Here is a 22404-nt window from a genome sequence, read left to right on the forward strand (position 1 = left end):
GGCCAGCTATGCTGGGCGGGGAGATCGACCTGGAGCGGGCCGGCCAGCGGCGGCGCCTGGGGCTGCGGCAGGAAAGCCAGGCCAAGGCTGGTGTTCAGCGCCGGGCCCATGCCACCGGTGGAGCACAGCGGGCAACCGAAGGCCTTGGCCAGGGTCGGCAGCGAATCCTGGTCGGTGGGGGCTTGTACCGGCGCCTGGGTGGCCGGGTCGACGCTGCAGAACTGCCCGCCGATGCCGTTAAGCTGCATGCCCAGCATCTGGCCATGGCCGATGCTGCAGGCGAACACGTTGAACAGGACGCAGCAATACAGCATCCAGGCAACGAGCGAGCGATCGGAACGGGCGAATTTCATGGGCCGGCACTTTAGCATCGAAGACGACGAACGTACTTACCAAAACGCGCAATCAGGTCCATTCTTCAGCGAAATTTTCCAGGGACGTCCAACATGACTCATCTGCTTGCACAGGGAGTGGCCGGAACCTTTTTATCGATCAGCCTGTTGCACCTGTACTGGGCCGCTGGCGGCAAGCGCGGCAGCGAGGCGGTGATCCCGCAGGTGCCTGGGCCTGCGCCCGGGCAGAGCCAGCCGGCCTTCCAGATACCGGCGCTGGCGACCTTGCTGGTGGCGCTGGCCCTGTTGCTGGTAGCGCTGCTGGTGTGCCTGCGGGTCGGGCTCTTGTTGCCGAGCGTGAGCCATCCGGCATTGCAGTGGATCATCAGCGCCATGGCCTTGCTGATGTTCGGCCGGGCCATTGGCGATTCGGAACTGGTGGGGTTCTTCAAGCAGGTGCGGGGTTCGCGCTTCGCCCGGCTCGACACGCTGTTCTATTGCCCCTTGTGCGTGGTACTGGGGGCTGGGCTGCTGGTGCTGGCCTGGGCCTGAGCAGCCCAGCAAGGCAGGCGCGGGGCGAGCCCGCGCCTGCTCAGTTGCCGGTTTCCTGGCGTTTGCTGCTGACTTCCGCCGGCACGTCGTCGCCGGCCATGCGCTTGCGAAACAGCGCGGCGCGGGCCAGCAGCAGGGTCGTCACCGGTACGGTGATCGACAGCAGGATCGGGATCAGCCAGGCGTGCAGCACCGGCCCCGACTTGAGCGCCGAGAAATACAGGATCGAGGCCAGGGCCACGGTCCACGAGCCCAGGGTCGAGGCCAGGGCCGGCGGGTGCATGCGCTGGAAGTAGCTCTTCATGCGCAGGATGCCCAGCGCGCCGATCAGGGCGAACAGGCTGCCCAGCAGCAGCAACAGGGCCACCAGGATTTCCACCCACAGGGGCAGTTGTTGCAGGTCGTTCATTCGATCACCTCGCCACGCAGGAGGAATTTGGCCAGGGCGAAGGAGCCGACGAAGCCGAACAGGGCGATCAGCAGCGCCGCCTCGAAGTAGGTATCGCTGGAGTAGCGAATGCCCAGCACCAGCATCATCAGCATCGCCAGGATGTACAGGTAGTCCAGCGCCAGGACCCGGTCCTGGGCCGAAGGCCCCCGGAACAGGCGTACCAGGGTCAGGACCATGGCCAGGGAAAAGATGAACAGGCTCAGCAGGATCGCGTTATCCATCAGTGCGCTCATTCGAAGATCTCCATCAGCGGGCGCTCGTAGGTGGCCTTGAAGTGCTGGATGAATTGCGCTTCATCCTCCAGGTCGAACACGTGCAGCAAGAGGATGCTGCGGTCCAGGGAGAGCTCGGACCAGACCGTGCCCGGCACCACCGTGGTAATGGTCGACAGCGCCGCCAGCCCGTTGGCGTCGCGCAGGTCCAGGGGCACTTTGACGAACGCCGAGCGCACCGGACGCCGGCCGTTGTTGAGCACGCCCCAGGCCACCAGCAGGTTCGACACCAGTACGTCGCGACCCACCAGCAGGAACAGGCGCAGGATGGTCCAGGGCCGGCGGATGCGGATCGGTTGCGGGCGCAGCGGGCGCATCAGCAGCGGCGCGAGAAAACCCAGCGCCGCGCCCAGCAGCAGGTTGCCGGGGCTGACGGAGAGGTTCAGCAGCAGCCACAACAACCACAACGCCAGGGACAGGAAGGGCGATGGGAACAGGCGTTTCATGGCTGCACCTCCATCGACAGTGCAGCCTTGGCCTCGGGGCTGAGCACCGTCCGGGTGCCCAGTACCGCCATCACGTAGTGCTCGGGATGATTGAGGTTGTCGGCGGTGTCCTGGGTGAAGCGCAGCAGCGGCTCGGCCTTGAAGCTCAGCACCACGCACAGGCCCAGCAGCGCCACTATCGGCACGCACTCCAGGCGCCGCAGCACAGGCGAGGGTCGCTCCTCGGGCGTCCAGAAGCGGCGGATGCCCAGGCGCGCGAAGGCGATCAAGGACGCCAGGCCGGAGAGGATCAGCAGCGCCAGGAAGCACCAGCCCGCCACCGGCACCTGGGTCTGCAGGCCACTGCCCAGGCCCTGGGGGTTGAGCAGGGCGGCGATCAGGTTGAGCTTGCCGATAAAGCCCGACAGCGGCGGCATGCCGATGATCAGCAGGGCACAGGCGATGAAGCTCAGGCCCAGGAAGGCCATGGTCCAGGGAATCACTTGGCCGACCACCACCTGCTGCTCATCGTCGAGGTTGCTGCCCCGGGGCGGCGAGGCCCCCAGTGGTTGCGGCAGGATCTCGCCTTCGTCTTCCAGGGGCGCCTCGGTGGCCGAGCGCGAGCGTTCGATCAGTTCGGCTAGGAGGAACAGCGCGCACATGGCCAGGGTCGAGCTGAACAGGTAGAACAGCGCCGCGCCGGTCAGTGCCGGTTGGGCGAAGCCGATCACCGCGAGCAGGATCCCCGCCGAGACCAGGATGCTCAGGCTGGCCATGCGCTCCAGGCGTTGCGCGGCGAGGATGCCCAGCGCCGCACAGCAGATCGTCGCCAGGCCGCCGTACACCAGCCACTGGCTGCCGAAATAGGCCGAGGCTCCGGCCTGGCCGGAAAACAGCAGGGTCCACAAGCGCAGCACGGTATAGACCCCGACCTTGGTCATCACCGCGAACAAGGCCGCTACCGGTGCGCTGGCCGAGGAATAGGCCGGCACCAGCCAGAAGTTCAGCGGCCACATCCCGGCCTTGGCCAGGAAGGCGATGGCCAGGATCGCCGTGCCGGCGTGCAACAGGCCACGGTCGGCCTCGGGCACCAGGGGGATCTTCATGGCCAGGTCGGCCATGTTCAGGGTGCCGGTGACTCCGTAGATCATCGCCGTGCCGATCAGGAACAACGACGAGGCCAGGAGGTTGATGGTGATGTAGTGCAGTCCCGAGGACACCCGCGCCCGTCCCGAGCCATGCAGCATCAGGCCATAGGACGCTGCCAGCAGCACTTCGAAGAACACGAACAGGTTGAACAGGTCGGCGGTGAGGAAGGCCCCGTACAGGCCCATCAGCTGGATCTGGAACAGCGCGTGGAAGCTGGCGCCGGCGCCGTCCCAGCGGGCCATGGCGAACAGCAGCGCGCTGACTCCGATGATGCCGGTCAGCACCAGCATCAGCGCCGCCAGGCGATCGACCACCAGCACTATGCCGAACGGTACCTGCCAGTTGCTCGGCAGGTACACGCCGAAGGAGCCGGTGGCGCCATCGGCCTGGGTCCAGTACAGCAGGTACAGCGCCAGGCCCAGGCCCAGCAGGCTGGAGAACAGGTTGAGCCGAGCCTTGAGCGGCCGGTGTTTTTCTCCCAGCAACAGGAGCAGGGCCGCGGTCAGCAGCGGCAACAGGATGGGGGCGACGATCAGGTGCGACGACAACAGGTTCATTCCTTGGGCTCCCGACCGTCGACGTGGTCGGTGCCGGTCAGGCCCCGGGATGCCAGGAGTACCACCAGGAACAGCGCGGTCATGGCGAAGCTGATGACGATGGCGGTGAGCACCAGCGCCTGGGGCAGGGGGTCGGTGTAGTGCAGCAGGTCCTGGGGCACGCCGTCCTTGACGATCGGCTCCTTGCCGATGAACAGGCTGCCCATGCTGAAGATGAACAGGTTGACCGCGTAGGACAGCAGGCACAGGCCCATCACCACCTGGAAGGTCCGGGGGCGCAGCACCAGCCAGACTCCCGAGGCGGCGAGGACACCAATGGCGATTGCAATGACTTCTTCCATCAGGCGGCTCCGCTCTTGATCAGGGATTTGGACTGGCTGGTAGGCTTGTGGGCCCGCACCGACTGGTGCGCCAGGGCGGTGAGGATCAGCAGCGTCGCGCCCACCACCACCGCGTACACGCCGATGTCGAAGAACAGCGCGCTGGCGATATGGATATCACCGAACAGCGGCAGGTCCAGGTGCAGGGTGTGGGTGGTCAGGAACGGATAGCCCCAGGCCAGCGCGCCCAGGCCCGTGGCCACCGCGAACAGCAGGCCGGTGCCCATCCAGCGCAGCGGTCGCAGGCTCATCTGCGCCTCCACCCACTGGGTGCCGGCCACCATGTACTGCAGGATGAACGCCACCGACATCACCAGCCCGGCGACGAAACCGCCACCCGGCAGGTTGTGCCCGCGCATGAACAGGTAGAAGGACACCACCAGGGCGATCGGCAGCAGCAGGCGCACCAGCACCGCAGGCACCATCATGAAGCCCAGGGCGGTGTCGCTGGCCTGGCGCGGGTTGACCAGGTCGGTGACCACGTCCGGTGCCAGCAGGCGCTGCTGGGCCGGCAGCTGCATGCTTTCCTTGGGCGGGCGGAAGCGTCGCAGCAGGGCGAACACGGTCAGGGCCACGGCCACCAGCACGGTGATCTCGCCCAGGGTGTCGAAGCTGCGGAAATCCACCAGGGTCACGTTCACCACATTGGTGCCGCCACCCTCGGGCAGGGCCCGGCTCAGGTAGAACGAGGAGATGTCGTTGGGCGTCGGCCGGGTCAGCATGGCGTAGGACAACAGCGCCATGCCCAGGCCCACGGCGACCGACAGGCTCAGGTCGCGCAGGCGGCGGATACGCGCCTTGGGCACGCTGCTGGGCAGCGGCGAGACGTCCTCGATCCGCCGCGGCAGCCAGCGCAGGCCCAGCAGGATCAGCACCGTGGTCACCACTTCCACCACCAGCTGGGTCAGGGCGAGGTCGGGAGCGGAGAACCAGACGAAGGTCACGCAGGTCATCAGCCCGCAGACGCTGACCATGGTCAGGGCGGCCAGGCGGTGATACTTGGCCTGCCAGGCGGCGCCCAGGGCGCAGGCGATGGCCAGCAGCCAGAAGGTCACGAAGACGATGGAACCGGGGATCTTCGGCCGGTCGCCCCAGGTCAGGCTGCTGTAGAGCATGGGGATCAACCCGGCGATCACCGCCGCCAGCACCAGCAGGAACAACTGGCTTTGCAGGCGCTTGGTGCTCAGCCGCCGTTCCAGGCCACGGGCCAGTCGGGTCAGGGCTACCAGGCAGCGTTCGAACAGGCGCTTGCCATTGAAGCGGCCCACGCCCGGCGGGTAGGCGAAGCGGCCACGCACCAGCGGCTTGCGCAGCAACAGGTAGAGGACGATGCCGCAGGACATGGCGATCAGGCTCATGATCATCGGCGCATTGAGGCCGTGCCAGATCGCCAGGCTGTATTCGGGCAGGGTCCCGCCCACCACCGGCCGCGCAGCGGCGGCCAGCAACGGCCCGATGATCTGGGCCGGGAAGATCCCCACCAGCAGGCAGGTGAACACCAGCAGCTCCACCGGCGCGCGCATCCAGCGTGGCGGTTCGTGGGGGGTGTGGGGCAGGTCGGTGGCCGGCTCGCCGAAGAACACATCGACGGTGAAGCGCAGGGCATAGGCGACGCTGAAGGTCCCGGCGATGGTGGCGATCACCGGCAGGGCGATCTCGACCCAGGCGCTGGAATTGATGAACACCGTCTCGGCGAAGAACATCTCCTTGGACAGGAAGCCGTTGAGCAGCGGCACCCCGGCCATGGAGGCGCTGGCCACCATGGCCAGGGTCGCGGTGTAGGGCATCAGCTTGATCAGGCCGTTGAGCTTGCGGATGTCGCGGCTGCCGCTCTCGTGGTCGATGATCCCGGCGGCCATGAACAGCGAGGCCTTGAAGGTGGCGTGGTTGAGGATGTGGAATACCGCGGCCACCGCCGCCAGCGGGCTGTTCAGGCCCAGCAGCAGGGTGATCAGGCCCAGGTGGCTGATGGTGGAGTAGGCCAGCAGGCCCTTGAGGTCGTTCTGGAACATCGCGCAATAGGCGCCCAGCACCAGGGTACAGGCGCCGGCGCCGCCGACGATCCAGAACCATTCTTCGCTGCCGGACAGCGATGGCCACAAGCGGGCCAGGAGAAACACCCCGGCCTTGACCATGGTCGCCGAGTGCAGGTAGGCCGAGACCGGTGTCGGTGCGGCCATGGCGTGGGGAAGCCAGAAGTGGAAGGGGAATTGTGCGCTCTTGCTCAGCGCACCGAGCAGGATCAAGGGAAGCAGGACAGGGTAGAGGGCATGGGCCTTGATCTTGTCCGCGGCAGCCAGTACCTGGTCCAGGTCATAGCTGCCGACCACATGGCCGAGCAGCATGACCCCCGCCAGCAGGCATAATCCCCCGGCACCGGTGACCATCAACGCCATGTAGGCGCCACGGCGGGCGTCGGAACGGTGATGCCAATAGCCGATCAGCAGGAACGAGAAGAGGCTGGTCAGTTCCCAGAAGAACACGATCTGGATCAGGTTGCCGGAGATCACCAGGCCCAGCATGGCGCCCATGAACGCCAGGAAAAAGGCGAAGAAGCGCGGCACCGGGTCCTGGGGCGACATGTAGTAGCGCGCATACAACGACACCAGGGTGCCGATGCCCAGCACCAGCAGCGAGAACAGCCAGGCGAAGCCGTCCAGGCGCAACACGAAGTTCAGTCCCAGGCTGGGCAGCCAGGCGTACTCCTCGCGAATCACTCCGCCATCGGCGATCTGCGGATACAGCAAAGCCACCTGGATGGTGCCGATCAGGGCAACCAGGCCGGCCAGCAGCGATTCGGTGTTACGTGCGTTGTGCGGCAACAGGGCCGCCAGACAGCTGCCCATGAATGGCAGAAGCAGTAGAACTATCAGGGACATAGGCTTCTAATCTGCGGAAAAGTATGACGCATAATACGTGCCAGGCCCTTGATCACCAACCGCCAAGCGCGGCCAGGCAGCCATCAGAAATGTTACATGCGCTTTCAAAGGTAGGAGACAAATGCCCGCTTCGCCCGTTCGCCGGGTGTTCGCACAAGGTTTGCCCTGCACGCAACTCATCGGACAAGGATCGACACGGATGCACCCAGCCAAAACCACCACCAGCAGCCGATTGCTCCGGCGTGGCTGCTTCGCCCTGCTGTTCACCTGCCTGGGCGCCGCGTTGGCCATCGGCCTGGAACGGCTGTACCCGCCGGCCCAGGAGATGATCAGCACTCGCAAGGCCCTGGTCATCGACGGCCCCCCGGACGACGGGCACCGCTACCTGTTGCCGCCAGGCACCGTGCTGTATTACGAAAAGGCCATGCCGGAGGGGCATGTCCGCTACCGGGCCTATTTCTATTACAAGGGCGAAATTGAAGGTGATCCGCTGCCGCTGGAGCCCAAGCACCATGGGTCCTTGATCGCCCCGGGCTGGCTTTCGAGCCCCGAGCCCGATGCGTCGTCCTTGTAGGTGGCTGGGGTCAGGGCGGGGTCGACTCACCGCCCAGGGAGGCTTCTGGCCTGTGCGTCGATCTGCGGTTGATCTTCAGCTCGCTGACGATCACCGCCAGCACGATCATTGCCCCGCCCAGCAGGGCCAGGGCGGGCAGGCGTTCCCCGGCGATGCGCCCGACGATCCCGGCCCATACCGGCTCGCCGGCATAGATCAGCGTGGCCCGGGTCGGCGAGACGCTCTTCTGGGCCCAGTTCATCGCCACCTGGATCGCCGCGCTGGAGACGCCCAGGCCCAGGGCGATGACCAGCAGCAGCCAGGAGAACTCCGGCAGCGTTTCCCCGGTGGGCAGCACCATGGCAAAGGCCAGCATCGAGGTCACCGCCAGTTGCACCACCGTCACCCGGCGCACATCCACGCGCCCGGCAAAGCTGCTGATGAGGATGATCTCCGCGGCGATCGCCACGGTGCTGATCAAGGTCGCGATCTCTCCGGGGCTGAAATCCAGGGAGGCGCCGTTGGGCCCGGACAGCAGCATCAGCCCGGTGAATGCCAGCATGATCCCCAGGCTGGGCAGCAAGCCCGGGCGCTTGCCCATGAACAGCCATTGCAACAGGGGCACGAAGGGCACGTACAGCGCAGTGATGAAGGCCGACTGGCTGCTGGGGATGGTTTGCAGGCCCACGGTCTGCAAGCCATAACCGAGCATGATGGCAACCCCGATGAAGCTACCGGCGCGCAACTCGAACAGGGTCAGGCCGCGCAGGCGCGACCAGGAGAAGAGCGCGACGATGGCGGCGGCCGCGGCGAAGCGCAGGCCGACGAAGAACATCGGGCCGCTGACGCCCATGGCTTGTTGCACCAGGAGGAAGGTGCCGCCCCAGATCATGGTGATCAGCACCAGTACGGCCTCGGCCTTGCTGAGCTTGTAGGAAAAAGTGCTGGAAGTCCCGGATGTCATGGTCTTGCGTGCTACCTGAGGGGGACGCACAATGCGCCGGAAATTGGGCAGTATACTGCGCAGGCCCAGGGAGCGAGCGAATAGAGTGCATAAGGAAAACAGTCATCGGGCTTCGGTCCTGCAACATGTCAGCCTCAATGTCCGGCGCCTGCGCCACGCCGCCGGCTTGAGCCAGAGTGCCCTGGCGCAGAAGTCGGCGGTCAGCCGGCGGATGCTGGTGGCCATCGAGGCGGGGGAGAAGAACGTCAGCCTCGGGACCCTGGATCGGGTCGCCGAGGCCCTGGGCGTGGCCTTCAGCGACCTGATCCAGGCCCCGGATTCCCGGGACTCCAGCCGTATCAACGAGCTTGCCTGGGCGGGGCTGATTCCCGGCAGCCGCGCAGTGCTGCTGTCCAAGGCCGAGGCCAGCCGTGAGGTGGAACTGTGGGAATGGCACCTGGAGCCTGGCGAGGAGTACCGCTCCGAGTGCGATGCCCAGGGCTGGAGCGAGCAGTTGTATGTGTTCGAGGGCTGCCTGACGGTGTTCTTCGGCGACACCGAGCGCCGCCTGGAAAGCGGCGACTTCTTCATGTTCGCCAGCCATGTGCCCCATGGTTACCGCAACGATGGCACCCAGCCCACGCGCTTCGTGCGCAACGTGGTGATCTGATTCCGCGACAACTGTCCGCCTGCCAACAGTGGTTGGGCAGTTTGCCTGTTTTGTATTGCGGTGTTTTGTCGGTTTTATTCATAGCTCATTGAAATAGAAGGTTTTTATTCCTGGGCACGAGTTCTGCAATGGTCTTGGCGGCAGGCACCCGACGGGTGTCGATCTTGACCACCAGCAAGCGGAACCGGCCCATGACAGCCCCAGCCCAACCTCCTCGCACTGCCCATATCATCCGCAGCGATGCCGAAGCCATCAGCATCGCCCGGGACCTGGCCCGGCGCTTCGCCGTGGAAGCCGCAATACGCGACCGTGAACGGCGCCTGCCGGTGGCCGAGCTGGACGAGTTCTCCGCCAGCGGCCTGTGGGGCATCACCATTCCCCGCGAATACGGCGGTGCCGGGGTGTCCTATGTGACCCTGGTGGAGGTGATCAAGATCATCTCCGCCGCCGATCCATCCCTGGGCCAGTTGCCGCAGAACCACCTGGGGGTGGTGGACATCCTGTTGCAGACCGGCAGTGAGGAGCAGAAGCGCCGCTACTTCAGCCAAGTGCTGCGGGGCTATCGCTTCGGCAACGCCTTCTCCGAGGCCGGTAGCAAGCATGTCGGCGCCTTCCAGAGCCAGATCCGCTTCGACGGCGACCAGGCCCGGATCGATGGGCAGAAGTTCTACTGCACCGGTGCCTTGTTCGCCCATATCGTCCCGGCAGTGGCCGTGGATGAGAACGGCCAGGCCCATATCGCGTTCATCGAGCGGGACAACCCCGGGCTGACGGTAATCGATAGCTGGGACGGCTTCGGCCAGCGCACCACCGCCAGTGGCGGGGTCAGCCTGCAGGCGGTACAGGTGCCGCGCAGCGCGGTGATCCCGGCCCACCGGGCCTTCGACCAGCCCACCGCCGATGGGCCGATCTCCCAGGTGATCCAGGCCGCGGTCGACACCGGCATCGCCGTCGCCGCCCTGGAGGATGCCAAGCTCCACGCCCGGCAGTCCCGGCCCTGGATCGACAGTGGCCTGGACCATGGCTGGCAGGATCCCTACACCATCGCGGCCATCGGCGACCTGGAGTGGCGGGTGCACGGTGCCGAGGAAATCCTCACCCGCGCGGCCCAGGCCATCGACCAGGCCCTGGCCAGCCCTGATGCGGACAGCGTCGCCCAAGCCTCGCTGGTGGTGGCCCAGGCCAAGGTGCTGTCCACCGAAAGCGCCTTGCTCGCGGCCAGCAAGCTGTTCGAACTGGCCGGCACTCGTTCGGTGTCGGCCAGGTACAACCTCGACCGCCACTGGCGCAATGCCCGGACCCACACCCTGCACGATCCGGCCCGCTGGAAATACCACCTGATCGGCAATTTCCTGCTCAACGGCGTCAAGCCGGCCCGCCACGCCTGGAACTGAAGGACAGCCCCATGAATGCCTTGACTCGACCCGATACCCCCCAGGATGCCCTGGCCCGCAATGCCGAGCAGTTGCAGCGGGCCCGAGCCCTGTTGCACCAGACCCTGGCCTACGTACGCCAGCAAGCCCGGCCCTGGCCGGGCAGCGGCTTGGCGCAGGCCAGCCAGGACCCCTACGTGATCAGCCGCTTCGGTGACCTGCAAATCCGCATCGAAGTGGCCGCGGCCCTGCAGGAGCGTGCCCAGCGCCACTTGCACGCGGAGCAGGACCCGGCCCAGACCCGGGTCGCCCTGGCGGAGGCGGCGATCGCCGTCGGCGAAGCGTTGCTGGCTGCCAGCAACGCCGAGTTCGAACTCACCGGCCAGCGCAGCCCGCATCCCTCGACCCTGGACGACCCGCTGCGTTGGAAGTACCAGTTGATCGGCAACTATCGCCTCAATGGCGTGTTGCCCGAAGGTTCGGGAGTGCTGCCTGATGCCCCGTGAGATCCGCCTCAATGCCTTCGACATGAACTGCGTCGGTCATCAGTCTCCCGGGCTCTGGGCCCACCCCCGGGATCGCTCCTGGCAGTACAAGGACCTGGAATACTGGACCGACCTGGCGCGAATCCTCGAGAGGGGCAAGTTCGACGGGCTGTTCATCGCCGATGTGCTGGGCATCTATGACGTCTACAACGGCAACGGCGAGGCGGCGATCCGCCAGGCGGCCCAAGTGCCGGTGAACGATCCGCTGCAACTGATTCCGCCCATGGCCCTGGTCACCGAACACCTGGGGTTCGGCCTCACCGCGTCGCTGTCTTTCGAGCACCCTTATCCTTTCGCCCGGCGCCTTTCCACCCTCGATCACCTGACCAAGGGCCGGGCCGGCTGGAACATCGTCACCTCGTACCTGGAGAGCGGCGCACGCAACATCGGCCAGCAGGCCCAGACCGAGCACGACGCCCGCTATGACTACGCCGAGGAGTACCTGGAGGTCTGCTACAAGCTCTGGGAGGGCAGTTGGGAAGACGGCGCGGTGCTGCGCGACCGCGAGCGGCGGATCTTCAGCGATCCAAGCAAGATCCACGAGATTCGCCACCAGGGCAGGCACTTCCAGGTGCCGGGCATCCATTTGTGCGAGCCTTCGCCGCAGCGCACCCCGGTGCTCTACCAGGCCGGGGCCTCCAGCCGGGGCAAGCAGTTCGCTGCCGAGCAGGCCGAATGTGTGTTCGTCGCGGCGCCCTCCAAGGTGTTGCTGAAAAAGACCGTGGCCGATATCCGCCGCCGCGCCGCCGAGGCCGGGCGCGATCCGTCGAAGCTGCTGATCTTCAACCTGCAGACGGTGATCCTCGGCGAAACCGATGCCCAGGCCAAGGCCAAGTTCGAGGAGTACAAGAGCTGGGTCAGCTACGAAGGCGCCATGGCCCTGATCAGTGGCTGGACCGGCATCGATTTCAGTCGCTTCCGCCCTGACGAGCCGCTGCAGCATGTGCATACCAATGCCATCCAGTCGGCGGTGGAGGCCTTCTCCACGGCGGATCCGAACAAGGTCTGGACACCCCACGAGCTGGCGGACTGGGTGGGCATCGGTGGTTTCGGCCCGTTGTTCGTCGGTGGTCCCCAGACCGTGGCCGACCTGTTGCAGGAGTGGGTCGAGGAAACCGACGTGGATGGCTTCAACCTGGCCTACGCCTTGACCCATGAAACCTTTATCGACGCGGTGGAACTGCTGGTGCCGGAGTTGCAGAAGCGCGGGGCGTACAAGACCGACTATGCGCCAGGCACCCTGCGCGAGAAGCTGTTCGGCGCAGGCCCCAGGTTGCCCGAGAGCCATCCGGGCAGCGCCTGGCGCGATCTCGGCGCGCAACGCCAGGTGGTAGCCGCTGCCGAGCCGGTGCGGCTGCGCCCGGCGGCGCAGCGGCCGTAGTGCGTCACTCGATGTCCGCTGGCGGCAGCGGTCACGCGGGGGCACCAGGGAGCGGTCATGGAAATGTACGAGTCGCTGCGACACTGGGCCCGGGTGCGACCCTTGGCCAATGCCCTGCGTCACAAGCGCCGGGGCCATTGGCATGGTTGGCGCTGGATCGATGTACTGCGCGATGTCGAGCGCCTGGCCGATGGCTTGCGCCAGCATGGCCTTGGCTGGCGCTCCCGGCTGATCCTGAGTGGGCCGTTCGAGCCAGACCTGCTGCTTTTGGCCCTGGCGGCGCGCAGCCTGGGGGCCGAGGTGGCGAGCCTTGGCGACCAGTCGCCCATCGGGGCCTTGCGTCAATGCCTGTGGCGCTGGCGGCCCAGTCATGTGTTCGTCGGCAGCGGCCGGCAACTGGCGTGCTGGATGGCGGCGGGGGAGAACGGCGTGGCTCCAGGCCTGCTGATCGTCCGTGAGCCGCCAGTCGACTTGGCGAGTTCGCGCCAGCCCTGGCTGGCCTTCAGTCAGTTGCTGGGGCCCGGCAGTGGCTCCCGGCGCCAGGCAGCTTGGCGCCAGCGCAACGCGGGCGTGCAGTTGTGGAGCGAGGAGGGGACCCAATGGCAGGGCGGGCTGGAGGTGCTGCTCGGGCAATGGCTGGGTAGCGGGCACAGCCTGGCGTTTCCTGAGAGCCAGGGTTCGGCGGCCCGTGACCGGCGCGAAATGGCTCCCAGCGACCTGTTGCTGTCACCGCTGCGTTTGCAGGGCCTGGCAGAGGAGATCGAAGGCCACCTGGGCGCCGTCGCTAGCTGGCGCCGACGCTTGTGGGGCTGGACCCTGCGCCACCCGAGCAGCACTCTGGCGCGGCTGCTGGAGCGCCAGGTGCGGCGTTTCCTGGGCCTGGCCCGCCTGCGCTTCATCTGGCAACCGATGCCGTCCCAAGGAGCGCTACCGGGCTGGATCGGCCGGTTCGAACGCCGCCACGGATAGGCCACAGCGAATGGCGTCCTACTTTGGTACTGCCTGGCGAATCCGGTCGTGGCGCAGGCCTATTATCTTGCTGGGGATGTTCCAGGTGCCGGGCCAGGCATTACCCTGCTGCACGGGGATGTGCCCCACGCCCTCCGGGACAGGGTCCCGGCCAACACTGACCATGAGCCTTGCATGAACCAGACCCCTATCGGGCAGCCGGATCCTGCCCCTTGCGATGCCGAAGTACTGATTATCGGTGGCGGCCTCAGTGGCGCCTTGCTGGCCGCGCAATTGCTACGCCTGCCGGGCGCGCGCCGCATCCTGGTGATCGAGCCGCGTGCCGAGCTGGGGCGCGGCGAGGCCTATAGCGCCACCGAACTGGGCCATACCCTCAATGGCAATGCGGCGCGCATGAGCATCGACCCGGACAACCCCGACGACCTGACCCAGTGGCTGACCCAGCACATTGCCGAAGGCGGTTGGCCCGAGTCGGCCGGCCAGCCAGTGCCCATCAGCGAGCTCTTCCCGCCCCGGGGTTTGTTCGGGGTCTATGTCCAGCAGCGTTTGGCCGAGGCCCGGGCGCTGGGTTTGGAGCAGGGCTCCTCGGTGGAGCATGTGCACAGTGAGGTGGTGGACCTGCAGCATAAGGACGGCGGGATTTCGCTGGTCCTGGCCGATGGGCGCCAATTACAGGGCGCGCGGGCGGTACTGGCCACGGGCATGTTCCCCGCCGCCCGTACCCGGCAAACCCATTCCAGCGGCCTCAACGCTGCCGCCCTGGACCCTTGGGATGTGAGCGCCATGGCGCGCCTGGACCCTATGTCCAGGGTGCTGATCATCGGTTCCGGGCTGACCATGGTCGATGCGGTGGTGTCGCTGGAGCAAGCCGGGCACCGGGGCCCCATCGAAGTGTTTTCCCGCCACGGGCTGCTGCCCCATGTCCGTCGGCAACCGCCGGCCTGGGTCGACTTCCTGGGCCTGGACCCGGCGATCCGCAGCCCCCGCCAATTGCTCCGCGAGCTGCGTCGCCAGTGCCGGCAGGCCCTGGCCCAGGGCATCGACTGGCAAGCGCCGTTGGACACGGTGCGGGCGCATATCCCGCGTTTGTGGAGCCAGGCCAGCGATTTCCAGCGTCGCCAGTTCGTACGGCATGTGCGGCCCTGGTGGGAGAGCCATCACCATCGTTCGCCGCCCTTGAGCGATGAACTGGTGAGGCGCCTGCATGCCCAGGGGCGGCTGCGGATCCATGCCGCCAGCTACCAGGGGCTGGAGCCGGACAGCGAGGGGCGCCTGGCGATTCGCTTGCGTCATCGCGGCAGCCGGGAAAGCACGCGGGTGTTGGGCGATGCCTTGATCAACTCCAGTGGCATCGAGTACGACTGGCGCCGGGTGGACCGGCCCTTGCCCCGGCAGCTGCTGGCCCGGGGCCTGGTGCAACCGGGACCGCTGGCCCTGGGCATCAGTGCCGAGCCCGACGGCGCGGTGCATGACGCCCAGGGCCGGGCCGGCGAACGCCTGTTCGCCATGGGCCCGCCATTGCGTGGCCTGTGGTGGGAAAGCACCGCGGTCACCGATGTGGCCCTGCAAGCCAAGGCCCTGGCCATACGCCTGGCAGCGTTGTTGTAGCCGCTGGCGGGCATTGGGCTTGGCGTGATGAAGGCCTCGTCCCGGCCCGGCAGCGGTTACAAGGTGATCCAGCGTTGTTCTTGGGCGGCCAGGCGGATCGCTGCCGCCAGTCGTTCCACCTCCCAGGCTTCCTGGAAATCGGTGCCGTCTCGCCCCTGGCCGCACATCGCCATGAGCAGCTCCTGCACTTCCAGGGTCTTGAGTTCGTTGTAGCCCAGCTGGTGCCCCGGCGCCGGGCTGAAGGCCGCGTAGCCGGGGAGGGCCGGGCCGGCCAGCAAGCGCTGGAAACCCGGTTGGCCGGCCCGATACAGACGCAGTTCGTTCAAGCGCTCCTGGTCGAAGGCCAGGGTGCCCAGGGTGCCGCTGATCTCGAAGGCCAGGTGGTTCTTGTAGCCGTGCTTGATCCAGCTGCTGCCCACGCTGCCCCGGGCGCCATTGGTGAAGCGCAGCAGCGCATGGGCCTGGTCGTCCACGGCGATGGCGCGGCGTTCAGGGGCGCCGGCCCGAACGGGGCGCTCCTGATGCACGGTGTGGGTATCGGCGCACACGGCGGCTACCGGCCCCATAAGAAAACGCGCCATGGCCAGCAGGTGGCTGCCCAGGTCCGCCAGGGCGCCGCCCGCCTGTTGCGGGTCACAGCGCCAGGTCCAGGGTGAGTCCGGATCGGCCATGAAGTCCTCGCTGAATTCGCCCTGGAAACTCACCAGTTGCCCCAGCTCGCCATTGCCGATCAGCTCCCGGGCCAGGACGATCAACGGATTGTGCTGGTAGTTGTAGCCGACCCGGGTCACCACTCCAGCCGCCTGTGCGGCTTGATGCATCTGCTCGGCCTGTTCGCTGGTCACGGCCAGGGGTTTTTCGCAATACACCGCCTTGCCGGCTGCCAGGGCCGCCATGGCCATGGGAAAGTGCAAGTGATTGGGGGTGGTGATCGCCACCAGGCCGACCTGGGGAGCATCGATCAACTGGCGCCAATCCGCGTGGGCCTGGGCGAACCCCCAAGCTTTGGCACACTGCGCGGCGCGTTGCCCATCGGCATCGGCCAGGGCCGCCAGGCGCAGGCGCACCGGCAGTTCGAATACCGCACCGACACTGCGAAAAGCCAGGGCGTGGGCACGCCCCATGAATCCGGTTCCGATCAGCCCAACGCCCAGTTCATCCATCGCCGCACCTTTAAAGTTGTTGTGGTAGGGATGGCTATTTATGGAATAAAAATTCACTAATTTCAATAAAGAGAATAAATATTCATTTGTGGGGCAAAACCCCGCACGAGCGAGGCTTGCCCGCGATGAACCCGGGGGCGCCGCGTTCCGTCAGACGTTGCACGTCATCGTTAACGAGCCTCGCGCGCAATCGAGCGTCCACCGGCTGCTCCTGCAGGTTTATGTGGGGTATGAAAAAGGCAGCCCGCAGGCTGCCTTTTTGTACAGCGCAGGTGGCTCAGGACAGGAAACCGCCATCCACGTTCAGCGCAGTGCCGGTGGTGTAGCTGGAAGCGTCGCTGGCCAGGTAGAGCACCGCACCGGCCATCTCGCTCGGGTCGGCCACGCGCTTGAGCGGGATCTGCGCCAGGGCGGCGTTGCGGATGCTGTCGTTCTTGACCAGGGCCGAGGCGAACTTGGTGTCGGTCAGGCCCGGCAGCAGGGCGTTGCAGCGGATGCCGAACTGCGCGCATTCCTTGGCGAAGACCTTGGTCATGTTGATCACCGCGGCCTTGGTCACCGAGTAGATGCCCTGGAACAGCCCCGGCGATACACCGTTGATCGAAGCCACGTTGATGATGCTGCCGCCACCGTTTTCGCGCATCAGCTTGCCGGCTTCCACCGACATGAAGAAATAACCGCGGATATTCACGTCGACGGTCTTCTGGAAGGCGCCCAGGTCAGTGTCCAGTACATTGCAGAACTGCGGGTTGGTGGCGGCGTTGTTGACCAGGATGTCCAGGCGCCCGAACTGCTCGCGGATGGCGGCGAACACCTGCTGGATCTGCTCCATTTCACCGATGTGGCAAGCAATGGCGGTGGCCTTGCCGCCGGCGGCGACGATGGCCTCGGCCACCTGCTGGCAGCCTTCGAGCTTGCGGCTCGAGACGATCACGTGAGCGCCTTGCTGGGCCAGCAGCTTGGCAATGGCCTCGCCGATGCCACGGCTGGCGCCGGAGACGAATGCGATCTTGCCGTCGAGGTCGAACAACTGAGTCTTGGACATGGTTTTTCCTTGTTGGGCGGTCAGGCGCCGAAGCGCGCTCAGAGGCTGGATTTGCCGATGACTTGCAGGCTCATCTGCTCCAGCAGCTTGTTCATGTGGATGAACTGCGCGAAGCGTTTGTCCTGGGTCTGGCCGTGGTAGAAGCGGTAGTAGATCTGCTGCACGATGCCCGCCAGGCGGAACAGGCCGTAGGTGTAGTAGAAGTCGAAGTTGCCGATCTGGATGCCGGAGCGCTCGGCGTAGTAGTCGACGAACTGCTGGCGGCTGAGCATGCCCGGGGCATTGCTTGGCTGGCGGCGCATCAGTTGCACCGGCCCTGGGTCGCTGGCCTCGATCCAGTAGGCCAGGGTGTTGCCCAGGTCCATCAGCGGATCGCCCAAGGTGGTCAGTTCCCAGTCCAGCACGCCGATGATCTGCATCGGGTTCTGCGGGTCGAGGATCACGTTGTCGAAGCGGTAGTCGTTATGCACGATGCTCGAGGTCGGATGGTCGGCGGGCATCTTGTCGTTGAGCCAGGCCTTGACCACGCCCCACTGCGGGGCATCGGGAGTCAGGGCTTTCTCGTAGCGGTCGCTCCAGCCCTTGATCTGGCGCTGCACATAACCTTCGGGCTTGCCCAGGTCGCCCAGGCCGCACGCCTGGTAGTCGACCCGGTGCAGCTCGACGAAACGGTCGATGAAGCTCTTGCACAGTGCCTGGGTGTGGCTGGCGTCGAGGTTCAGTTCCGCTGGCAGATCGGAGCGCAGGATGATGCCCTTGACCCGTTCCATCACATAGAACTCGGCCCCGATCACCGATTCGTCGGTGCAGTGCACGTAGGCCTTGGGGCAGTACGGGAAGCCGTCCTTGAGCTGGTTGAGGATGCGGAACTCGCGGCCCATGTCGTGGGCCGACTTGGCCTTGTGGCCGAACGGCGGGCGGCGCAGGACGAATTCCTGCTCGGGGTATTCCAGCAGGTAGGTGAGGTTCGAGGCGCCGCCGGGAAACTGGCTGATCCGTGGCGTGCCGGTCAGGCCGGGAATCTGCGCCTTGAGGTACGGATCGATCAGAGCGGCGTCGAGTTCTTCACCGGAGCGGGTTCGGGTGGACTGGTCTGTAAGCGCCATGCTTATCCCTTCTGCTTATTCTGGAGGCCAGAGATTATTGACTAATCTAATGCGCGCGCTGGCCCCCCACAATCGCGGTGGGCCGTTATTGGCGTGGGTGTTGCTGGACAATCATTGTTTTTGATACAGGCGTTTGAACCGCTGCCAAGAGCATAGGCGCTGTTCGGGATTCAGCCGCGACCGGGTAGCGGCAGGGCCAGGGGGGTCAGCAACGGCTGGCCGCAGAAGTGCGCCTGCAGGTTGCGGCCGACCATGTCCACGGTGTCGCGGCTGGCCTCTGGCGACAGCCCGGCGACATGGGGGGTGAGCACCACGTTGTCCAGGCGCTTGAAGCGCTCCGGAACTCCAGGTTCGGCATCGAACACGTCCAGGGCCGCATCGGCGAGCCGACGCTGCTCCAGTGCCAGCAGCAGGGCCTCGGTGTCTACCACGCTGGCCCGCGCCACATTCACCAGGAAACCCTCGGGCCCCAGGGCCGCCAGCACCTCGTGGTCCACCAGGTGCCGGGTCTCGGCGCCGCCGGGGGTGGCGATCACCAGCAGGTCGACGTCCCGGGCCAGTTCCAGCAGGGTCGGGCAGAAACGATAGGGCTGCTCCGGTCGCGGCTGGCGGCTGTGATAGCTGACCTGCATGTCCAGGCCCAGGGCGCAGCGCCGGGCGATGGCCTGGCCCACCGCGCCGAGCCCGAGGAGGCCCAGGTGCATGCCGGTCAATGACGGGCGCGTGACTTTCGGCCAATGCCCCTGGCGTACCGCCGCGTCCGCCTGGGGGATGCCGCGCACCAGGGCCAACAGCAGCGCCAGGGCGTGGTCGGCCACCGACGGGGCATTGATCCCGGCGCCAGTGGTCACGGCGATCCCCCGGTTGCTCGCCGCTTGCAGGTCCACCTGCTCGTAGCCGGCGCCAATCACGCAGATGATCTGCAACCGGGGCAGGGCGCCGATCTCCTGTGCGCTCAGGCCCAGGGGACCACGGGTCAGCACGGCGTCGATCTGCCCGGCGTGGTCGACGATCGCCCGGGCCCGGGTAGCGGGCGTCTGGGCCAGGATCAGCTCAAAGCCCAGCGCTTCGAGCCGTGGCAGGTAGGCGTTGAAATTCTCAACCAGGACCAGGACGGTGGCGGGCATGGTGGGCTCCTCAGGTTATCGAGACAGGGTTTGCCGCAACTGGAAGATATTGCCTTCCGGATCGATACCGTCGCAGACCCGGGCGCCCTTGAACTGCCATTCACGTTCGGGTTCGTACAGCCGCCCGCCGGCACCGGCGGCGCGTTGCCGGGCCAGATCCAGGTCACTGACCCAGAACACTGGCTTGCAGGCGGATTCGCTGCGGGGCAGGGGGGGATCTTGCAGGACGATGCGCGCGGCGATCGCCGCCGGTACCTGGATCAGCGTCAGCTCCATGCCCTGGTGTTGCAGTTGCAGGTAGTCGGGCTGTCGCTCGCTGACGGGCCAGTCCAGCAGTGCGCTGTAGAACCGCGCCAATGCCTGTGGATCAAGGCTGTAGAGCACGAAGCCGGCAACACTCATGGGCAACTCCAGTCGGACGATGGCGAAGGCTCAAGGGTGCGTATTAGCCGGGCATTTGGCAATGCCCGGAACAGCCGTTGCCGGGGAGTGGCGCCGTCGTCGGCGCGTCCCGGGCATTGATTGCAAGATCAGAAGGCGACGTCGGCGGTCGCGGCGAGGGTGACGAAGGCGCCATCCAGGGTGGTGTTGTGATGATCGATGATCTTGCGCGCCCCCAGGTATGGGGTGTCCATGCAGGTATGGGCATCCTGCACCAGCAGTGCGGTAAAGCCCAGGTCGCCGGCGGCGCGGCAAGTGGCATCGACGCAGTACTGGGTCTTCATGCCGACGATCACCAGCTCGCTGACCTGGGCCTGGTGCAGGCGCTCGGCCAGCCCGGTGCCGGTGAAGCAATTGGGGCGCGTCTTGTCCAGTACGCAGTCTTGTTGCTCGTCCACTTCCAGGGTCGGCAGCAACTGCCAGAACGGGCTGCCGGGAGCGATGGGCGAGTCGGCCGTGCCGGTATGGCGCATGGCGAAGATCGGCGCCCCGGCCTGGCGGGCGCGACGGATCAGCTGGTTGATATGGTCCAGGACCTGTTCGCGCTGGTAGGGCTTGTCCGGTCCGTTGAACAGTCCGACCTGCATGTCGATGATCAGCAGGGCGCGCTTGGCGTTGGGTGAAGGCATCTTGTCTCTCCTTGTTGTGCCAGCCGGACGGAGAAACAAAAGGCCCCGTCCATTGCTGGCGGGGCCTTGGTTGTCACTGTGCTCGCTTCATCCTGCACAGCCACCACACGACCCGCCGGAGGCAGTCGTGGTGTAGGTGGTAGGGATGAGCGGATAGGCATTCATGGGCCCGATCATGCCGTTCGTCGCCGACTCCTGTCAACGCAGGCGCGGGTCGGCCGGAATTCGCCAGGGGTGAGGCGATAAGCCGCTTTGACGGGCCGATCGGCACCTGCGAAAAAGCCGCAGGACCAGGGAGAGGGCCGGGCCAGACGCCTTGCGACAAAAACGGACATTATTGTTGCAACGCAGGTCCCATTCCTCTGCTGAGTCTATGCAGCGCCCTTGGAATCCCGGACAATCGCGCCCCCCTCTGTTTGCTCGGGGTTCTGTCTGTCGGGTATTCCGACGCGCTTCGAGCCAACGGCAAACGACCGGAATGTGGAGATCCCACCGGATGAATGATCAGGCCAACAGCGTTGATCAACGCTTTGAAACGGCGGCCCCAGCGACCCTGAGCAGCTGGAATCGCCAAGACACCACTTGGATGCTGGGCCTGTTCGGCACTGCCATTGGTGCCGGTACCCTGTTTCTGCCCATCAACGCTGGCCTCGGCGGCTTCTGGCCGTTGCTGATCCTGGCGCTGCTGGCCTTCCCCATGACCTTCTACGCGCACCGTGGCCTGACTCGCTTCGTGCTCTCCGGACGTGACGGCGCCGACATCACCGAGGTGGTGGAGGAGCATTTCGGGATCAAGGCCGGGGCCCTGATCACCTTGCTCTACTTCTTCGCCATCTTCCCCATCCTGCTGATCTACAGCGTGGCCCTGACCAATACCGTCGGCAGCTTCATGGAGCACCAGCTGCACATCGCCCCGCCGCCGCGGGCGATCCTGTCCCTGGTGCTGATCCTCGGCCTGCTGGCGGTGGTGCGCTGTGGTGAGCAGGTGATCGTCAAGGCCATGAGCCTGATGGTCTATCCGTTCATCATCGCCTTGCTGTTCCTGGCGGTGTTCCTGATCCCGCACTGGAACGGCGGCATCCTCGCCACCGCCGGCGATATCCCGGCGCCATCGGCCTTCCTGCATACCCTGTGGCTGGCGATTCCGGTGATGGTGTTCTCCTTCAACCACTCACCGATCATCTCGGCCTTCGCCGTGGACCAGAAGCGCCGCTACGGCCAGCACGCCGAGCAGCGCAGCTCGCAGATCCTGTCCCGCGCCCACCTGCTGATGGTGGCCATGGTGCTGTTCTTCGTCTTCAGCTGCGTGCTGACCCTGTCGCCGGCCCAACTGGCCGAAGCCAAGGCGCAGAACCTGTCGATCCTGTCCTACCTGGCCAACCACTTCAGCAACCCGACCATCGCCTTCGCTGCACCGCTGATCGCGTTCGTGGCCATCGCCAAGTCGTTCCTGGGCCACTACATCGGTGCCAGCGAAGGCCTCAAGGGCCTGATCATCAAGAGCGGGCGGCGTCCGGGCGCCAAGACCCTGGACCGGGTGACCGCGGCCTTCATGCTGGTGATCTGCTGGGCGGTGGCGACCTTGAACCCGAGCATCCTGGGCATGATCGAGACCCTGGGCGGCCCGGTGATCGCGGCCATCCTGTTCCTGATGCCGATGTACGCCATCCGCAAGGTGCCAGCCATGGCGCGCTATCGCGGCCAGGCGTCCAACGTGTTCGTGACCCTGGTGGGCCTGGTGGCCATCACCGCACTGGTGTACTCGCTGGCCTCCTGAGGCCGGGCTTGCCAGTCGCAACCCAATAGCTGCAAGCAACGCCGCCGGTGCTTCACTGCACCGGCGGCGTTGTCGTT

The 22404-nt window shown here is 66.0% G+C and carries 23 protein-coding genes; 9 read left to right on the forward strand and 14 right to left on the reverse strand.

All coding sequences use genetic code 11. The annotated features are described in order from the left end of the window. Positions 1-353 (reverse strand): DUF2946 domain-containing protein (locus tag AC3WK8_RS06300; protein WP_178087996.1); only part of this gene is annotated, 353 nt, incomplete at its 3' end. Positions 354-446: 93 nt separating this feature from the next. On the opposite strand from AC3WK8_RS06300, the gene AC3WK8_RS06305 reads away from it, so the two are divergent. Next, entirely contained in the window at positions 447-884 is a 438-nt protein-coding gene (locus tag AC3WK8_RS06305) for a DUF3995 domain-containing protein (RefSeq protein WP_085598855.1), read from the forward strand. A gap of 40 nt (positions 885-924) precedes the next feature. Here AC3WK8_RS06305 and AC3WK8_RS06310 read toward each other — a convergent pair whose 3' ends face one another. The 6 genes from AC3WK8_RS06310 to AC3WK8_RS06335 are packed head-to-tail and all read right to left on the reverse strand — an operon-like array spanning position 925 to position 6997. Beyond that, positions 925-1293 carry a Na+/H+ antiporter subunit G gene (locus tag AC3WK8_RS06310; RefSeq protein ID WP_022643987.1) on the reverse strand — a complete coding sequence of 123 codons (369 nt, stop codon included), beginning with the start codon at positions 1291-1293 and terminating at the stop codon, positions 925-927. Further along, entirely contained in the window at positions 1290-1568 is a 279-nt protein-coding gene (locus tag AC3WK8_RS06315) for a K+/H+ antiporter subunit F (protein ID WP_022643988.1), read from the reverse strand. Before AC3WK8_RS06315 ends, AC3WK8_RS06310 begins: the two co-directional genes overlap by 4 nt. Further along, complete coding sequence (locus AC3WK8_RS06320; protein WP_022643989.1) at positions 1565-2053, reverse strand: Na+/H+ antiporter subunit E; 489 nt, start codon at positions 2051-2053, stop codon at positions 1565-1567. The genes AC3WK8_RS06315 and AC3WK8_RS06320 overlap by 4 nt, the downstream gene beginning before the upstream one ends. Beyond that, entirely contained in the window at positions 2050-3738 is a 1689-nt protein-coding gene (locus tag AC3WK8_RS06325; RefSeq protein WP_085598851.1) for a monovalent cation/H+ antiporter subunit D, read from the reverse strand. The genes AC3WK8_RS06320 and AC3WK8_RS06325 overlap by 4 nt, the downstream gene beginning before the upstream one ends. Further along, positions 3735-4079 (reverse strand): Na+/H+ antiporter subunit C, encoded by a 345-nt coding sequence (locus tag AC3WK8_RS06330; RefSeq protein WP_011060906.1) that lies wholly within the window; start codon positions 4077-4079, stop codon positions 3735-3737. The genes AC3WK8_RS06325 and AC3WK8_RS06330 overlap by 4 nt, the downstream gene beginning before the upstream one ends. Next, entirely contained in the window at positions 4079-6997 is a 2919-nt protein-coding gene (locus AC3WK8_RS06335; protein WP_103324325.1) for a monovalent cation/H+ antiporter subunit A, read from the reverse strand. The genes AC3WK8_RS06330 and AC3WK8_RS06335 overlap by 1 nt, the downstream gene beginning before the upstream one ends. Before the next feature lie 199 nt (positions 6998-7196). Here AC3WK8_RS06335 and AC3WK8_RS06340 point away from each other — a divergent pair, with 199 nt between their 5' ends. Next, the gene (locus AC3WK8_RS06340) at positions 7197-7571 is read left to right on the forward strand and encodes a hypothetical protein (protein WP_103324324.1); all 375 of its coding nucleotides are present in this window, start codon (positions 7197-7199) and stop codon (positions 7569-7571) included. A 10-nt stretch (positions 7572-7581) separates the two neighbouring features. On the opposite strand, the gene AC3WK8_RS06345 is transcribed toward AC3WK8_RS06340, so the two are convergent. Next, positions 7582-8583: a DMT family transporter gene (locus AC3WK8_RS06345; RefSeq protein WP_103324323.1), complete on the reverse strand. Its 1002-nt coding sequence runs from the start codon at positions 8581-8583 to the stop codon at positions 7582-7584. 16 nt (positions 8584-8599) lie between these two features. On the opposite strand from AC3WK8_RS06345, the gene AC3WK8_RS06350 reads away from it, so the two are divergent. The 6 genes from AC3WK8_RS06350 (at position 8600) to AC3WK8_RS06375 (ending at position 15039) form a co-directional block, all read left to right on the forward strand. Beyond that, positions 8600-9163, forward strand: coding sequence for a helix-turn-helix domain-containing protein (locus AC3WK8_RS06350; protein WP_022643993.1), 564 nt, complete (start codon positions 8600-8602; stop codon positions 9161-9163). A gap of 191 nt (positions 9164-9354) precedes the next feature. Then, entirely contained in the window at positions 9355-10557 is a 1203-nt protein-coding gene (locus AC3WK8_RS06355; protein WP_103324332.1) for an SfnB family sulfur acquisition oxidoreductase, read from the forward strand. A gap of 11 nt (positions 10558-10568) precedes the next feature. Next, on the forward strand, positions 10569-11042 hold the full coding sequence (locus tag AC3WK8_RS06360; RefSeq protein WP_103324322.1) for an acyl-CoA dehydrogenase: 474 nt from the start codon (positions 10569-10571) through the stop codon (positions 11040-11042). Further along, positions 11032-12462 (forward strand): LLM class flavin-dependent oxidoreductase, encoded by a 1431-nt coding sequence (locus AC3WK8_RS06365; protein ID WP_053130629.1) that lies wholly within the window; start codon positions 11032-11034, stop codon positions 12460-12462. The genes AC3WK8_RS06360 and AC3WK8_RS06365 overlap by 11 nt, the downstream gene beginning before the upstream one ends. Positions 12463-12519: 57 nt before the next feature. After that, complete coding sequence (locus AC3WK8_RS06370) at positions 12520-13431, forward strand: AMP-binding protein (protein ID WP_103324321.1); 912 nt, start codon at positions 12520-12522, stop codon at positions 13429-13431. Positions 13432-13605: 174 nt separating this feature from the next. Continuing rightward, positions 13606-15039, forward strand: coding sequence for an FAD/NAD(P)-binding protein (locus AC3WK8_RS06375; RefSeq protein WP_103324320.1), 1434 nt, complete (start codon positions 13606-13608; stop codon positions 15037-15039). Positions 15040-15095: 56 nt separating this feature from the next. Here AC3WK8_RS06375 and AC3WK8_RS06380 read toward each other — a convergent pair whose 3' ends face one another. The 6 genes from AC3WK8_RS06380 to AC3WK8_RS06405 form a co-directional block, all read right to left on the reverse strand. Then, positions 15096-16202 carry a Gfo/Idh/MocA family protein gene (locus AC3WK8_RS06380; RefSeq protein ID WP_103324319.1) on the reverse strand — a complete coding sequence of 369 codons (1107 nt, stop codon included), beginning with the start codon at positions 16200-16202 and terminating at the stop codon, positions 15096-15098. Positions 16203-16479: 277 nt separating this feature from the next. Then, positions 16480-17247 carry an SDR family oxidoreductase gene (locus AC3WK8_RS06385; RefSeq protein ID WP_085598833.1) on the reverse strand — a complete coding sequence of 256 codons (768 nt, stop codon included), beginning with the start codon at positions 17245-17247 and terminating at the stop codon, positions 16480-16482. 38 nt (positions 17248-17285) lie between these two features. Next, a complete protein-coding gene (locus AC3WK8_RS06390) occupies positions 17286-18353 on the reverse strand; it encodes a phosphotransferase family protein (protein WP_103324318.1) in 1068 nt (355 codons plus the stop codon). 170 nt (positions 18354-18523) lie between these two features. Further along, complete coding sequence (locus AC3WK8_RS06395; RefSeq protein ID WP_103324317.1) at positions 18524-19480, reverse strand: NAD(P)-dependent oxidoreductase; 957 nt, start codon at positions 19478-19480, stop codon at positions 18524-18526. Between the two features lie 15 nt (positions 19481-19495). Continuing rightward, positions 19496-19882, reverse strand: coding sequence for a VOC family protein (locus AC3WK8_RS06400; protein ID WP_103324316.1), 387 nt, complete (start codon positions 19880-19882; stop codon positions 19496-19498). 128 nt (positions 19883-20010) lie between these two features. Beyond that, entirely contained in the window at positions 20011-20550 is a 540-nt protein-coding gene (locus AC3WK8_RS06405) for a cysteine hydrolase family protein (RefSeq protein WP_103324315.1), read from the reverse strand. A gap of 496 nt (positions 20551-21046) precedes the next feature. Between AC3WK8_RS06405 and AC3WK8_RS06410 the strand changes: the two genes are divergently transcribed. After that, positions 21047-22327 carry a serine/threonine transporter gene (locus AC3WK8_RS06410; RefSeq protein WP_022644005.1) on the forward strand — a complete coding sequence of 427 codons (1281 nt, stop codon included), beginning with the start codon at positions 21047-21049 and terminating at the stop codon, positions 22325-22327. The last annotated feature ends 77 nt before the right edge of the window (positions 22328-22404 follow it).

The sequence above is a fragment of the Pseudomonas sp. FW507-12TSA genome, assembly GCF_058781435.1.